Here is a 13,307-nt window from a genome sequence, read left to right on the forward strand (position 1 = left end):
GGCCGCGCGCGTCATTGCGTGATTTCCTTCACGTAGAACACGGATTCGATGGTCGGCAGGACTTCGCGCAGCAGGCGGTTGAATGTCGCGGAGCCGGCGGTGCCCACATACACGACGTCGAACGGCTTGAGCTGGAAGCGCGACGACAGCATGATCCCGTCGGGCTTCGTCATGTCGAGCCGGTAGATTTCCGGGTGGGTCGGATTGTTCTGCTTGTCGCGCATCACGTAGATCTGGCGCGGATTCGCGTCGGTATCGAGAATCCCGCCTGCCGAGGTCAGCGCATCGGCAATCGTCAGGTTGCCGCGGATCATGTTCGTCTCGACCGGCGTCTTGACCTCGCCCAGCACGAATACGCGGCTATCGGAGCGGTCCGGCACGTACACGACGTCGCCGTTCTGCAGCAGCACGTTCTGGCTCATGTCGCCGCCCGTCAGCATGCGGTTCGCGTTCAGCACGTAGCGCTTGCCGTTGCGGATCAGGCGCACGCGCTGGATGTCCGCGTTATCGGTCTCGCCGCCCGAGCGCGTGATCGCGTCAAGCAGCGTGAGCGGCACGTCGCTCAGCGCGAGCGGGCCCGGCGTCTTCACGTCGCCGGTCACCTGCACCTTCTGGCTGCGATACGCGAGCACCCGCACGTCGACCTGGGGATTGCGGATATAGCCGAAGAGCCCGCGCGTGATCGCTTCGCGCACCTGCGCGACGGTCTTGCCGGCCGCCTGCACCCGGCCGACGAACGGAAAATAGATCGTGCCGTCGGCGGCGATCGTCTGCCCATAGGGGTTCGACTGGCCCGGTAGCGCGTTCGTATAGGGTTGTTCGAGCGCCTGCCCGAAAGTCTGCGTCGTGTTGTTCCCGGCGGAGAACGTCGTGCCCTGCGGCGTCGACAGTTCGGGATGGTCGTAGACCGTCACGCCGACGATGTCCTGCGGTTCGAGCCGATACACGTAATCCGCCGGATCCGCGAAGGCCGGCTTCGGCAGCACCTGCGGCGCGGCGGCCGCGCTGTTCATCTGCTGCACGAGTTGCGGCGTGATCAGCTGGACGTTGTAGGTCGGGCTCGGGCCGGACTGCGGCTGCTCGTTCAGACCCGACGTATCGAGGTAATTGCCGGGCGCGCTCGCACACGCGCTCAGCAGCGTGCCGAGAGCCAGCACCAGTGTCAGTTTTTTTGTCAGCATATGCGTACCAGCCATTCCTTCACCAGACGTTCCATCAACGCGAGACTCGCGCGATACTCGGCTTCGTTGCCGCCGTGCGGGTCGTCGACGTCCGCATTCTCGCGGGTGCCGAGCGCATAGACCTTGCCGCGCGCGGTGGGCTCGATGCGCTCGACCGCGCTCACCTGGCGGCGCTCGGTGACGAGCACGAGGTCGGCGGCGCGCACGAGATCGCGCGTGAGACGCCGTGCGCGATGCGCGCACACCGTCACGCCGCGCTCGCCGAGCAGGCGGTGCATCACCGGATCCATGCCCGCGCCGTCGACCGCGTGCAGGCCCGCCGAGCCGAACACGGGCGCCGCCGCACGCGCGCCGCGCGGCGGCTGCCACGCGCGAAACAGCTGTTCGAGCGCCGGCGAGCGGCACACGTTCGCGTGGCAGACAATCAGCACCTTGCCGAACATGCCGCGCATGGCGTGCCCCGGCGTGCTCATGCGCCGGCCACTGCGCGCGCGGCCGCACCGGCCGGCCGCGACGCCGTGCCCGCCCGCCCGATCGCGTGATACTCGAAACCGAGCTCGCGCAGCGCGGGCGGATCGTAGAGATTGCGGCCGTCGAAAATCAGCGGCGCCGCGAGGCGCGTTCGCAGCAGATCGAAGTCCGGCGAGCGGAACACTTTCCACTCGGTCAGCACGACGAGCGCGTCGGCGTCGTGCACCGCATCGAGCGCGTCGCCGACGAACGCGAGGCGTGCAAGCTGTTCGGGCGTATCGCGCAGATCGCGCGCGAACACGCGCTGCGCCTCGGCAGACGCGACCGGATCGTAGGCCCGCACCTGCGCGCCGCGCGCGAGCAGTCCGGCGATCGTCGCGCGGCTCGGCGCTTCGCGCATGTCGTCCGTGTTCGGCTTGAACGCGAGCCCCCAGACGCCGAACGTGCGGCCGCGCAGATCCTCGCCGAAGCGCGCGACGATCTTGCGGACCATCACGCGCTTTTGCGCGTCGTTGACCGCCTCGACCGCGCGCAGGATCTGCAGCCGCTCGCCGCATCCCTGCGCGGTGTGCACGAGCGCCTGCACGTCCTTCGGAAAGCACGAGCCGCCGTAGCCGCAGCCCGCATACAGGAAGTCGTAGCCGATGCGCGGATCGGAGCCCATGCCGCGCCGCACCGACTCGATGTCCGCGCCGACGCGGTCCGCGAGATTCGCGAGTTCGTTCATGAACGAAATCCGCGTGGCGAGCATCGCGTTGGCCGCGTACTTCGTGAACTCGGCCGAGCGGACGTCCATATGCAGCGTGCGCTCGTGGTTGCGGTTGAACGGCGCATAAAGACGCGTCATCGTCTCTCTCGCGCGCTCGCCCGGCACGTCGTCGTCGCAGCCGAGCACGATGCGGTCCGGCCGCGCGAAATCGTCGACCGCCGCGCCTTCCTTCAGAAACTCCGGGTTCGAGACGACCGAGAACATCGGCTCGACGCCGCGCGCGCGCAGCTCGGCGCGGATTGCGTCGCGCACGCGCTGCGCGGTGCCGACCGGCACCGTCGACTTGTCGACGATCACCTTGAAGCCGTCCATGTGCCGGCCGATCTCGCGCGCGGCCGCGAGCACGTATTGCAGGTCGGCTGCGCCGTCCTCGTCGGGCGGCGTGCCGACCGCGACGAACACGACATCGCCGTGCGCGACGGCCGCCGCGACGTCGGTGGAAAAACGCAGGCGGCGCGCGCGGCGGTTGCGCCCGATGATCTCCGCGAGACCCGGCTCGTAGATCGGCACCGCGCCTTCGTTCAGTTGGGCGATCTTGTGTGCGTCGACATCGAGGCACACCACGTCGTTGCCGATGTCGGCAAGGCATGCGCCGGTGACGAGCCCCACATAACCACTGCCCATGATCGTCAGATTCATGTTCACCTCGATTGAATGAACCGCCTCGCGAGGCGGCGAACGCGCGGCGCACCGCGGCGCCCGTCGGTGGGTCAATAGGCGTTGCTGCCCGAAAAGCCCTTCCACATCGTCATCGCGACGATCTTCAGGTCGAGTGCAAAGCTCCAGTGCTGCATGTAATGCAGATCGAACCGCACGCGCTCGCGCATCTTCTCGATGCAGTCGGTTTCGCCGCGATAGCCGTTGACCTGCGCCCAGCCCGTGATGCCCGGCTTGATCCGGTAGCGCTGCATGTAGCCGCGCACGAGGTCCTTGTAGATGTCGTCGTGCGCGATCGCATGCGGACGCGGCCCGACCACCGACATCTCGCCCTTCAGCACGTTGATGAACTGCGGCAGTTCGTCGAGACTCGTGCGCCGCAGGAACGCGCCGACCCGCGTCACGCGCGGATCGCTGCGAGTCGCCTGGGTCACCCGGCCCGCCGCTTCGGTATGCACCTTCATCGAGCGGAACTTGTAGATCTCGAACTCGTTGCCGTCGAGCCCCTTGCGGCGCTGCCGGAAAAACACGGGCCCCGGCGACGACAGCTTGACCGCCGCCGCGATCGCGACGAGCAGCGGCAGCAGCGAGACGAGCACCGCGCACGCGAACAGCCGGTCGAAGACGCGCTTCGGCAGCACGTGCAGCGGCGTGACCGGCGATGCGGCGAGGTTCAGCGCGGGCACGCCCAGCAGTTCGACCGCCGGCTGGCCGAACAGCGCGAGGCTGCGCACGTCGGGGATGAAGCGGATGTTCACGAAGTCGTGGCGCAGCTCGGTGACGATCCGGTGGATCGTGTGCTCCTTCGACATCGGCAGCGCGAGCCAGAGTTCGCGGGTCGCATGGGTACGCAGGAAGCGCAGCATCGCGCGAAGGTCGTGTTCGAGCGGCACGCCGTCGAGCGCGGATTCGTCGCGCGGCGCATCCTCGTTGAACAGCAGCACCGGCATGAAGCCCGCATCCGGGCGGCTGCGCATCTGCTCGATCAGAAAGCGCCCATAGCGGTCGTCGCCGGCAATCGCAACGGTCTTCTGGTTGTAGCCCTCGCGGCGCAGTCCTTTCAGCACCGCGTACACCACGGCTTTCGACGCGACCAGCAGCGCGATCGATGCGATCGCCCATCCGCCGAGCCACAAGCGCGACAGCGCATCGGCGCGATGCACGCTGAAGCTGAGCAGAATGCCGGTGCACTCGACCGCGATCCACGCGAGCGCGACCCGTGCGAACAGATCGTAGAGAGGCTTGCCGCGCCACGAACGATAGATGCCGAACGCCGGGAACATCCAGATCGCGAGCACGCAGTTGAATACCAGCGCGCCGCTCTCCACGTCCGTGAGCGGCACGAACGCCCCGCGATGCAACAGCGCGGCAACGAACGCGGCCGCGGTGATCGCGGCGACGTCGGTAATGCGGGCAAGCACGCTCAGCATATCGGGGCCCTCGGTCCATTGAAAACGAATCGCTCATCCGGCGCGCCGCACCTCGCGCACAGTCATCCGGATCCGAGCTAACCCTAATAAAGCGTTGAAAAATAGATCGCGCAAGGCGCAAAAATATCTCTAAATGTATCGATGCCGTTTCGGCGATTTATTTCTGAATTTTGATGGCAAAAGATACCGTTTTTGCGGGCCTCGACGCGCCGGCCACAGGGGGAAATCGCGCACAATTTGCCGGTTTTCCGCACCGGCGGCGTTATTCCGGCGAACCCGCTTACCGGTTTCCAGGACATTTTTCGGGCCATTATTTTCAGTAGATCGCAGGCGGAAAATTAAATTTCGCCTTCATCTCTTCAATATTTTTTATTTTCGTTTAGACGTCGTTTTTATGACGCATTTTATGCATGCTACAAATCGGCAGACCCCTCACCGACGCTCAAGGAGACAGACATGACCGATCAGGGTTCGGCCGTCGCCACCGCACACGCAGCGCAATCCGGCGCGCGCGTGCGAACCGCATTGCAGGTATGTCCGGTCGTGCTGGCAGGCGGCGCGGGCTCACGCCTGTGGCCGTTGTCGCGCGAACAGTATCCGAAGCAGATGATCAACCTCGTCGGCGATCATTCGCTGCTCGCCGACACGGCGGGACGACTCGATACGCTCGCCACCGATTTTCCGCTTGCGGCGCAGTTGCTGGTTGTCTGCAACGAGGAACATCGCTTCATGACGGCCGCGCAGTTGCGCGCGGCCGGCAAGGAAGCGCGCCTGATCCTCGAACCCGTGGCACGCGACACCGCGCCTGCGCTGACGCTCGCCGCGCTGTCGGTGCTCGCCGCGCAGGGCGACGGCATCCTCGTCGTGATGCCGGCCGATCATGCGCTCACCGACCTGCAGGCGTTCCAGACAGGCATCGCCGAGGCCGTGCGCCACGCGGCGGCCGGTCATATCGCCACGCTCGGGATCGTGCCGACGCGCGCCGAAATCGGCTACGGCTACATTCAGGTCGGCGCGCCCCTGGACACCGCCGACGCAGCGCACGCAGCCGGCACGCACGGCGCCCGCCACCTGGCAGGCTTCGTCGAGAAGCCTTACCTCGAACTCGCGCAGCAGTACGTCGCGTCGCAGCGCTACTGGTGGAACAGCGGCATCTTCATCGTGCGCGCGTCGACGTGGCTCGACGCGATCCGCCGCTTTCAGCCGGACATTCACGCGGCGTGCGTCGCCGCGTTCGAGCGCGGAACGCACGACGGCAATTTCCTGCGCGTCGAGCGCGACGCGTTCGCCCGCTCGCCGGCGAATTCGATCGACTATGCGGTGATGGAGCGCCTCGCCACCGATCCGGGCGTCGCGAAAGGCGTCGTCGTGCCGCTCAGTGCCGGCTGGACCGACCTCGGCTCATGGGACACCGTCTGGCAGGTCACGCCGAAGGACGATGCGGGCAACGTGAGCCAGGGCCACGTGATGTTCGAAGACGCGAACGACACGTTCGTGCATTCGGACGGACGTCTCGTCGCATGCATCGGCACGCACGACCTCGTCGTCGTCGAGACCGCGGACGCGGTGCTGGTCGCCGACCGCGCGCACGCGCAGGACGTGAAGAAGGTGGTGCGCCGCATCCGCGAGCGGCACGGACCCGAGGCGGTGGTTCACCGCAAGGTGTATCGGCCGTGGGGCCATTACGATTGCGTCGACGGCGGCGAGCGCTTCCAGGTGAAGCGGATCGTCGTCGAGCCCGGCGCGCGCCTGTCGCTGCAGATGCATCATCATCGCGCCGAGCACTGGGTCGTCGTGCGCGGCACGGCGCTCGTCACGCGCGGCGAGGAACGCTTCATCGTGTCGGAAAACGAATCGACCTACATTCCGCTCGGCGTTGCGCACCGGCTCGAAAACCCCGGCAAGATGCCGCTCGAAATCATCGAGGTGCAGTCGGGCGCTTACCTCGGCGAGGACGACATCGTGCGTCTGGACGACCAGTACGGACGCCGGTGAACCCCACGCACGCCGCGGCGCGCGGCCCGGCCGCGCGTCACCCCGCCGGGCTGCGCAGCCGCGGCGCCGCGAGCACGCACTCCGCGGCGCCGGCGGCCTCGCGCACCGGCTCCGCGCACGCGGAGGGCAGGCCGTCCGACGGAACGAAGCGGCGCACCGGCGCAAGACGCGCGTCGAACGGGCCAGGCAACGCCGCGCCCGCATGCGGCGCGGCCCGCGTGACGGCTGCGCGCGGCGGGGAATCGGCCTGGCTCGAGGTGGACGGGAGCGCATCGGCGCACGCCGTCGTTGCGGGTGATGTTGCGGGTGATGTTGCGGGTGATGTTGCGGGTGATGTTGCGGGTGATGTTGCGGGTGATGTTGCGGGTGATGTTGCGGGTGTCGTTGCCGGTGTCGTTGCGGCCGTCGGCGCACCGGCGGCCACGGCGACCGCGCCGGCCACACCCGCCTCGCCCAACGCCGCGGCCCACGCCGCCTGCGCGGCGGCCGCGCCGTGCGCGGCGCCATCGATCCACGCGCGCGCCCAGTCGAATGCATAGTGCAGCGCGGCGTCGCGATCGTCGAGCGGCGGCCCGACGAGGCCCGAGCGTTCGACACGCCGGCCATCGCGCAGAATCTCGACCGATGCGCGATATTTATGCTCCGCATCGCTTTCCACGGCCAGGTGCATCGTGTGGCCGCGCCATTCGGCGATCTCGGTTCGCCGCGCCGCGCCGCCGATCCAGACGGTGCTGCGCGCGCCGGCCGCTTCGTCGTCCGTCGATACGGGCTGCGAAGCATCCTGCGTCTGCGCAAAAAGGGGCCCGGCTGCGCTCGGCGCGACGTCCGCCGGGCCCGGCATTGCGTCCGCGCTGGCGAGCTGCCGCGTCATGCGCGCAATCGGATCGTCGCCCTGCCACACGGGCTCGCCTGCGAGCTCGGCAGCCGGCACGGGCGCCTGCCAGGCATCGGGACTCTTCCAGTAGACCGCGGGCAGCCCGTCGTCTTCGACGAGCGCCTCGCTCGCGACCACGCCGCGCTCGACGGGCAGCGCTTCGGGAATGTAGATGAAGGCGCGGCCGCACGCGGACAGGATGCGCACGAGTTCGGCGAGCGTGCCGTTTGCGTGCCAGTCGTCGAAGCGGCGGCGGCAGGTGGGACCGGACGGATAGCGCGCCGGCAGGCGCGACCACGATTCGCCGGTGGTCAGGATCCAGAGAACGGCATTCGCGACCACGCGCGGCTCGGCGCGCGGACGGCCGCGGCGATTGATACGGATCGGCGGTTCGTCCGATACCAGCGCGGCAACCTGTGCCCACTCTATGTCGCTGAGTTCGTCGTACGTCATGCTTTTCTCCATGCAGCCGACCAAAGCTGCAAAAACCGCGCATGCACGGCCTGATCGGACCGCGTGTGCGCTCGGTTGCACCATATGCTTATCTGTGGAGAGCTTTGCCGTCGATATCCGCACCCGGGTGGTGCGAACGGTCACGCTAGTGACGCAAAGTATGTGGTCTCGCTCGTGCAGGGGGAGAAATGCTGGACGAAGCATACCATCTGTGCGTCGCAACATGCGAAGTCGGGCTCAACTGTTACGCTTCGAAACAAAGCCGTTTCACTGCGCGCGCGAGCCGCCGCTCGCGCGCGCGCCCGTCGCGTCGCGCCTTACGGAAGCTTTCGACAGAGGACGCGCGCGGGGGACGCGCTGCGCCATCGCCTGGAAAGCACCGCTTCGCGGCGTATCGCAGCGCGTGCACGCGTCGCGGATCGTGCAGCGCATCATCGCGCAGCCGTCGAACATGAGCCGCACCTGTGCCGCGCGCAAACCGCGCACGACGCGTGCCTGATACGCGTCGATCCGGGCGCGCCGTTGGCGTCAGAACAACACATCGATCGAATGAAACAGCCGGCGCCGCTCCGGTTCGGTCGAGCGCGTGCCTTCGTCGATCACTTCGCGCAGGCAGTCGAGAAAACAGCCGGCCGCCGGACTCGCCGGCACGCCGCGCCGCGACGTCACGCTCACGAGCGTTTCGTCGACCTTCTCGGCAAGCGGCAGCACGCACAGATTCTCTTTCGCGAGACGCGTCTCGACGAGCGGCCACGGAAACACGCTCAGCATGTCCGTTTGCGCGAGCAGGCCGAGCACGATCGCGAGCGAATGCGCGAGCAGGATCGTGCGCGGCACCTGCATGCCGCGCTGCCGGAACAGGCTGTCGGCAATCGGATCGCCGCTGGCGGCGTCCCAGTTCAGCACCCACTCGGCGTCTTCGAGCGCGCGCAGGCTGCGGCAGTCCGCGCGCGGATGACCGCGCCGCGCGACGACAGCGGAATGCGTCGAAAAGAGCGGCACGCTGTGAAACCCGGAGGCCGGCGACGCGGGCGCGGGACGGCCGATCGAAAAATCGAGGCTGCCGTCGCGCAGTCTCGGCTGCACGAGCGCGAGCAGCCCTTCGAAGAATTCGAGCTGCACGTCCGGCATGCGCGCGCGAAACCGCTGCACGGTCGGCGGCAGGAAGGTCAGCGCGACCCACGGCGTGACGCCGACCGACAGCTTGCCCGCGCCCGCGCCGCGCATTGCGTCGATCTCCGCCTCGGCGCGCGCGATCTGCCCGAGCACGAGCCGCGCGTGCACGACCAGCGTGCGGCCGAACTCGGTGAACACGGCGCCGCTCGCGCTGCGGATCACCACCGGCACGCGCAGATCGGCCTCCAGTTCGCGCACGGCCTTCGTCACCGCGGCCGGCGACAGGCCTAGCGAACGCGCCGCCGCCCGGATACTGCCGGTATCCGCGATCGCCGCCAATGTACTGAGTTGATGGAGTTTCATCGGAAGGATCGCCACGAGGCCGGCAACCAGTAGTTGCCACCACAACGATTGTAGCGCTGCCCGTCGGAAAAATCGCGGGCTATGCTGATCCGACCTGTCCCGCCAAGGATTTCCCGAGATGAACACGATGGTCATTCCCGCCGGCATCGCCGGGCTCGCCGACGAAATGATTGCGCTGCGCCACCGCCTCCACGCGCATCCGGAACTCGCGTACGAGGAGCACGCAACGAGCGAACTCGTCGCGCAATGCCTGAGCGCATGGGGCTATACCGTGCATCGCGGGCTCGGCGAGACTGGCGTGGTCGGCCAGTTGAAAGCAGGCGCCGGCACGCGCCGGCTTGGCCTGCGCGCGGACATGGACGCCCTGCCGATCCAGGAGCAGACGGGCCTGCCGTACGCGAGCACGATCGCCGGCAAGATGCACGCATGCGGCCACGACGGCCATACCGCGATGCTGCTCGCCGCGGCGAAACATCTCGCGCACACCCGCGCATTCGACGGCACGCTGAACCTGATTTTCCAGCCCGCCGAAGAAGGGCTTGCCGGCGCGCGCAGGATGCTCGAAGACGGACTCTTCGAACGCTTCCCGTGCGATGCGGTGTTCGCCATGCACAACATGCCGGGCTTTCCGACCGGCAAGCTCGGCTTCCTGCCGGGGCCGTTCATGGCGTCGTCGGACACCGCGACGATCACGGTGACCGGGCGCGGCGGACATGGCGCGGTGCCGCACAAGGCCGTGGACCCGGTCGTCGTGTGCGCGCAGCTGGTGCTCGCGCTGCAGACGATCGTGTCGCGCAACGTCGCGCCGCTCGACATGGCGATCGTCACGGTCGGCGCGATTCATGCGGGCGAAGCCCCGAACGTGATTCCCGAAAGCGCGCAGATGCGCCTCTCGGTGCGCGCGCTGCGCCCCGAGGTACGCGATCTGCTCGAAGCGCGCATCACCGAAGTCGCGCATGCGCAGGCCCAGGTCTACGGCGCGCGCGCCGAGGTTCGCTACGAGCGGCGCTATCCGGTGCTCGTCAACGACGCGCGGATGACCGCCTTCGCGCAGGACGTCGCACGCGACTGGCTCGGCGACGCAGGCCTGATCGCCGGCATGCAGCCGCTCACCGGCAGCGAGGACTTCGCGTTCCTGCTCGAACGGTGTGCGGGCAGCTACCTGATCATCGGCAACGGCGACGGCGAGGGAGGCTGCATGGTCCACAACCCCGGCTACGATTTCAACGACGACTGCCTGCTGACGGGCGCCGCGTACTGGGTGCGTCTCGCCGAAGCGTTCCTCGCCTGAACGCGCCACGCCGCGCCGCTAAAAGACGCTGCCTCACACGACTGCATCAAGGAGACACGCATGCGCTACGCTGCATCGACGCAGGAGCCCGCTGCCGCCCTGCCCCCCGCGATTTCGCCGGCCCTGCCGTCCACGCGCGCGGGCCGCGCGAAGGCGATCGCCGCGATCACGCTCGGCAACGGCCTCGAATTCTTCGACTTCACGATCTACAGCTTCTTCGCGATCGTCATCGGCAAGCTGTATTTTCCGGTCGAAGGGTCGCTCGCGCAGCTGATGCTCGCGGTCGGCACGTTCGGTGTCGGCTTCGTGATGCGGCCGATCGGCGGCGTGGTGCTCGGCGCATACGCGGACCGCGCGGGCCGCAAGGCGGCGATGAGCTGCACGCTGTGGCTGATGACGGCAGGCTCCGCGCTGATCGCGTTCGCGCCCGCCTACGCGTCGATCGGCATCGCGGCGCCCGCGCTCGTGATCGTTGCGCGTCTCGTGCAGGGCTTCGCGCTCGGCGGCGAAATCGGCGCGTCGACGGCGCTGCTGCTCGAATACGGCAGCGACCGCACGCGCGGCTACTACGGCAGCTGGCAATTCGTGAGCCAGGGGCTAAGCACGCTGCTCGGCTCGCTCGTCGGCGTGACGCTCGCGGCGACCCTCTCGACGCCGTCGCTCGAAAGCTGGGGCTGGCGCGTGCCGTTCGTGATCGGCATGGCGATGGGGCCGATCGGCCTCTACATCCGGCGGCATCTGGACGAAACGCTGCCGCACGCCGCCGGCGCGGCGCACGCGGCCCCGCCGGCGCGCGCCGCGCAGCCGCTCGGCGACATCCTGCGCCCTCACCTGGGCGCGATCGCGGCAGGGGTCGTGACGACGATCGGCGGCACTGCGGCGAACTATATCGTCGTGTTCTACCTGTCCACGTACGCGATCCGCATTCTGCATCTGCCGATGTCGACCGCGCTGCTCGTCGCATCGACCGCGGCAATCGTCACCGTGCTGTGCTCGCCGGTCGCGGGGTCGCTGTCCGACCGGTTCGGCCGCAAGCGGGTGCTGGGCATCGCGCGCGTGCTGCTCGTGATCGCGATCTACCCCGCGTTCGCGCTGATCCACGCGGTGTCGGGCCTGGCGGTGCTGCTCGCGGTCGTCGCCGGACTTGCGGTGCTCGTCACGCTGACGGCCGTGCCGAACATCGTGATGTTGCCGGAGATGTTCCCGCGCGAGATCCGCGCGACCGGCATGTCGATCGTCTACTGTCTCGGCGTGTCGATCTTCGGCGGATTCGCGCAGTTCTTCGCGACGTGGCTCATCAAGCTCACCGCGAACCCGCTCGCGCCCGCGTGGTATCTGATCGGCTGCGGCGCGGTGTCGCTGCTGCCGCTGCCGTTCATGCGCGAAACCGCGGGGCGGCCGATCGACTGACGGCGCCGGGTGCTCAGAAGCTGTGATCGATGCCGGCGGTGATCACGAGTTGCCGGCTGGTCGACGAAAAGGCAAACAGCGACGGCTGCAGCGCCGCGTAGCGCGCGTCGCCGTTGGCCATCTGCAGCGCGCCAACCAGATACAGCATCGTGCGCTTCGACAGGCTATAGTCCGCCCCCAGGTTGATCTGGTTCCATGCGGGATGCTTGCCGGACTCGCCGTCCGCCGCCGGAAAGCGGCCCTCGGTCAGCAGCCACGCGGTGCCGAGCGTCAGCGCGGGCGTCACCATGTACTTGAAATTGATTTCGTAGTTCTGCAGATGCAGGCTCGTCGCGTCGAGGTAGTCGTACTGGACGTCCGAAAACGTCGCACCGAGCGTCGCCTTGCCGATCTGATACGCGCCGCCGAGGCCGATCACCTGCTGCGTCGCGACACCCGCGCCGAACGGGTTCACGGTGAACGGATTGCCGTAATCGTCGGTCGAGCCGACGCCGTTGAGCGCACCGACCGCGCCCGCGCCATTGCTCGCGCTATCGGGATTGTCGAGCCGCATGTAGCCCGCGCCGAGGCCGAGGCCGCCGTGGTGGTAGCCGAGCGCCGCGGAAAAGAAACGGTTGTTCGCGAAACCACCGGTGGCATTGCTGAAGCCGTACAGCGTGCCGAACTGGAAGCCGCCCACCACCGGGCTCATGTACTTCACCGAGTTGTTCACGCGAAACGACCCGTTGAAGTTGTCCGAATCGCCGATGTGGCCGCCGATCGCGCCGGCCCAGTCGTTGTCCGACGCGTAAGCCGCCACCAGATCCTGGGTCGGATCGTACTGGCGGCCCAGCGTCACCGTGCCGTACGCGCTGCTGCGCACGCCGACCGTCGACTGGACGCCGAACAGCCGTCCGCCCGCGCCGGGTGCAAAGGCGCCGTTCGACGGCTTGAAACCGTCGGCCAGCGTGAAGAGCGCCGCATAGCCGCCGCCCAGATCTTCGACGCCCTTGATCACGAACCGGCTGCCGGTCGCATTGTTGTCGAGCATCCGGAACGTGCGCCCGGCGCCGGGATTCGCCGCGTACGGATTCCAGTTGTAGCTGCTCCCCTGGTTGCTCACATAGGCAAGCCCCGTGGTGATTTCGCCCGCCAGCGTCACGCCGCTGCTCTGCGCGTGCGCCACGCCGACCGACGCCATCAGGCACGCCATACCGCAAGACATCCGCTTCATCTGCCGCCTCCAAGTCTGTTTATATAATATCAACTACGTTAATTTATTTGACTCAGTATCGGAAGCGCAAAATGCGGTGTCAAG

General features: G+C 67.7%; 10 protein-coding genes. 3 read left to right on the forward strand and 7 right to left on the reverse strand.

The genetic code is table 11. The features are described from left to right. Positions 1 to 11: 11 nt before the first annotated feature. From AC3AP7_RS26820 to AC3AP7_RS26835, 4 genes are all read right to left on the reverse strand, one after another. A complete protein-coding gene (locus AC3AP7_RS26820) occupies positions 12 to 1,181 on the reverse strand; it encodes a polysaccharide biosynthesis/export family protein (protein ID WP_487363323.1) in 1,170 nt (389 codons plus the stop codon). After that, the gene (locus AC3AP7_RS26825) at positions 1,175 to 1,624 is read right to left on the reverse strand and encodes an arsenate reductase/protein-tyrosine-phosphatase family protein (RefSeq protein WP_487365035.1); all 450 of its coding nucleotides are present in this window, start codon (positions 1,622 to 1,624) and stop codon (positions 1,175 to 1,177) included. Before AC3AP7_RS26825 ends, AC3AP7_RS26820 begins: the two co-directional genes overlap by 7 nt. Before the next feature lie 26 nt (positions 1,625 to 1,650). Continuing rightward, positions 1,651 to 3,060 (reverse strand): UDP-glucose dehydrogenase family protein, encoded by a 1,410-nt coding sequence (locus AC3AP7_RS26830; RefSeq protein ID WP_487363324.1) that lies wholly within the window; start codon positions 3,058 to 3,060, stop codon positions 1,651 to 1,653. A 71-nt stretch (positions 3,061 to 3,131) separates the two neighbouring features. After that, positions 3,132 to 4,508 (reverse strand): undecaprenyl-phosphate glucose phosphotransferase, encoded by a 1,377-nt coding sequence (locus tag AC3AP7_RS26835; protein ID WP_487363325.1) that lies wholly within the window; start codon positions 4,506 to 4,508, stop codon positions 3,132 to 3,134. 456 nt (positions 4,509 to 4,964) lie between these two features. On the opposite strand from AC3AP7_RS26835, the gene AC3AP7_RS26840 reads away from it, so the two are divergent. Then, a complete protein-coding gene (locus AC3AP7_RS26840) occupies positions 4,965 to 6,503 on the forward strand; it encodes a mannose-1-phosphate guanylyltransferase/mannose-6-phosphate isomerase (RefSeq protein ID WP_487363326.1) in 1,539 nt (512 codons plus the stop codon). A 37-nt stretch (positions 6,504 to 6,540) separates the two neighbouring features. Here AC3AP7_RS26840 and AC3AP7_RS26845 read toward each other — a convergent pair whose 3' ends face one another. Next, positions 6,541 to 7,830, reverse strand: coding sequence for a transposase (locus tag AC3AP7_RS26845; RefSeq protein ID WP_487363327.1), 1,290 nt, complete (start codon positions 7,828 to 7,830; stop codon positions 6,541 to 6,543). A 528-nt stretch (positions 7,831 to 8,358) separates the two neighbouring features. Then, on the reverse strand, positions 8,359 to 9,309 hold the full coding sequence (locus AC3AP7_RS26850) for a LysR family transcriptional regulator (RefSeq protein ID WP_487363328.1): 951 nt from the start codon (positions 9,307 to 9,309) through the stop codon (positions 8,359 to 8,361). A gap of 118 nt (positions 9,310 to 9,427) precedes the next feature. Between AC3AP7_RS26850 and AC3AP7_RS26855 the strand changes: the two genes are divergently transcribed. Continuing rightward, on the forward strand, positions 9,428 to 10,600 hold the full coding sequence (locus AC3AP7_RS26855) for a M20 aminoacylase family protein (RefSeq protein WP_487363329.1): 1,173 nt from the start codon (positions 9,428 to 9,430) through the stop codon (positions 10,598 to 10,600). Positions 10,601 to 10,660: 60 nt separating this feature from the next. Further along, positions 10,661 to 12,010, forward strand: a complete 1,350-nt coding sequence (locus AC3AP7_RS26860; RefSeq protein ID WP_487363330.1) for an MFS transporter — start codon at positions 10,661 to 10,663, stop codon at positions 12,008 to 12,010. 13 nt (positions 12,011 to 12,023) lie between these two features. Here the strand turns inward: AC3AP7_RS26860 and AC3AP7_RS26865 are convergent, their stop codons facing one another. Further along, positions 12,024 to 13,223: a porin gene (locus AC3AP7_RS26865; RefSeq protein WP_487363331.1), complete on the reverse strand. Its 1,200-nt coding sequence runs from the start codon at positions 13,221 to 13,223 to the stop codon at positions 12,024 to 12,026. Positions 13,224 to 13,307 lie beyond the last annotated feature (84 nt).

The organism is Paraburkholderia sp. PAMB 6770 (assembly GCF_057748135.1).

Bases quoted from the DNA above. Each gene is read 5' to 3' on its own strand.
- AC3AP7_RS26835 (WP_487363325.1), bottom strand. From the start codon at position 4,508: ATGCTGAGCGTGCTTGCCCGCATTACCGACGTCGCCGCGATCACCGCG.
- AC3AP7_RS26855 (WP_487363329.1), top strand. From the start codon at position 9,428: ATGAACACGATGGTCATTCCCGCCGGCATCGCCGGGCTCGCCGACGAA.
- AC3AP7_RS26820 (WP_487363323.1), bottom strand. From the start codon at position 1,181: ATGCTGACAAAAAAACTGACACTGGTGCTGGCTCTCGGCACGCTGCTG.
- AC3AP7_RS26845 (WP_487363327.1), bottom strand. From the start codon at position 7,830: ATGACGTACGACGAACTCAGCGACATAGAGTGGGCACAGGTTGCCGCG.
- AC3AP7_RS26865 (WP_487363331.1), bottom strand. From the start codon at position 13,223: ATGAAGCGGATGTCTTGCGGTATGGCGTGCCTGATGGCGTCGGTCGGC.
- AC3AP7_RS26825 (WP_487365035.1), bottom strand. From the start codon at position 1,624: ATGTTCGGCAAGGTGCTGATTGTCTGCCACGCGAACGTGTGCCGCTCG.
- AC3AP7_RS26850 (WP_487363328.1), bottom strand. From the start codon at position 9,309: ATGAAACTCCATCAACTCAGTACATTGGCGGCGATCGCGGATACCGGC.
- AC3AP7_RS26840 (WP_487363326.1), top strand. From the start codon at position 4,965: ATGACCGATCAGGGTTCGGCCGTCGCCACCGCACACGCAGCGCAATCC.
- AC3AP7_RS26860 (WP_487363330.1), top strand. From the start codon at position 10,661: ATGCGCTACGCTGCATCGACGCAGGAGCCCGCTGCCGCCCTGCCCCCC.
- AC3AP7_RS26830 (WP_487363324.1), bottom strand. From the start codon at position 3,060: ATGAATCTGACGATCATGGGCAGTGGTTATGTGGGGCTCGTCACCGGC.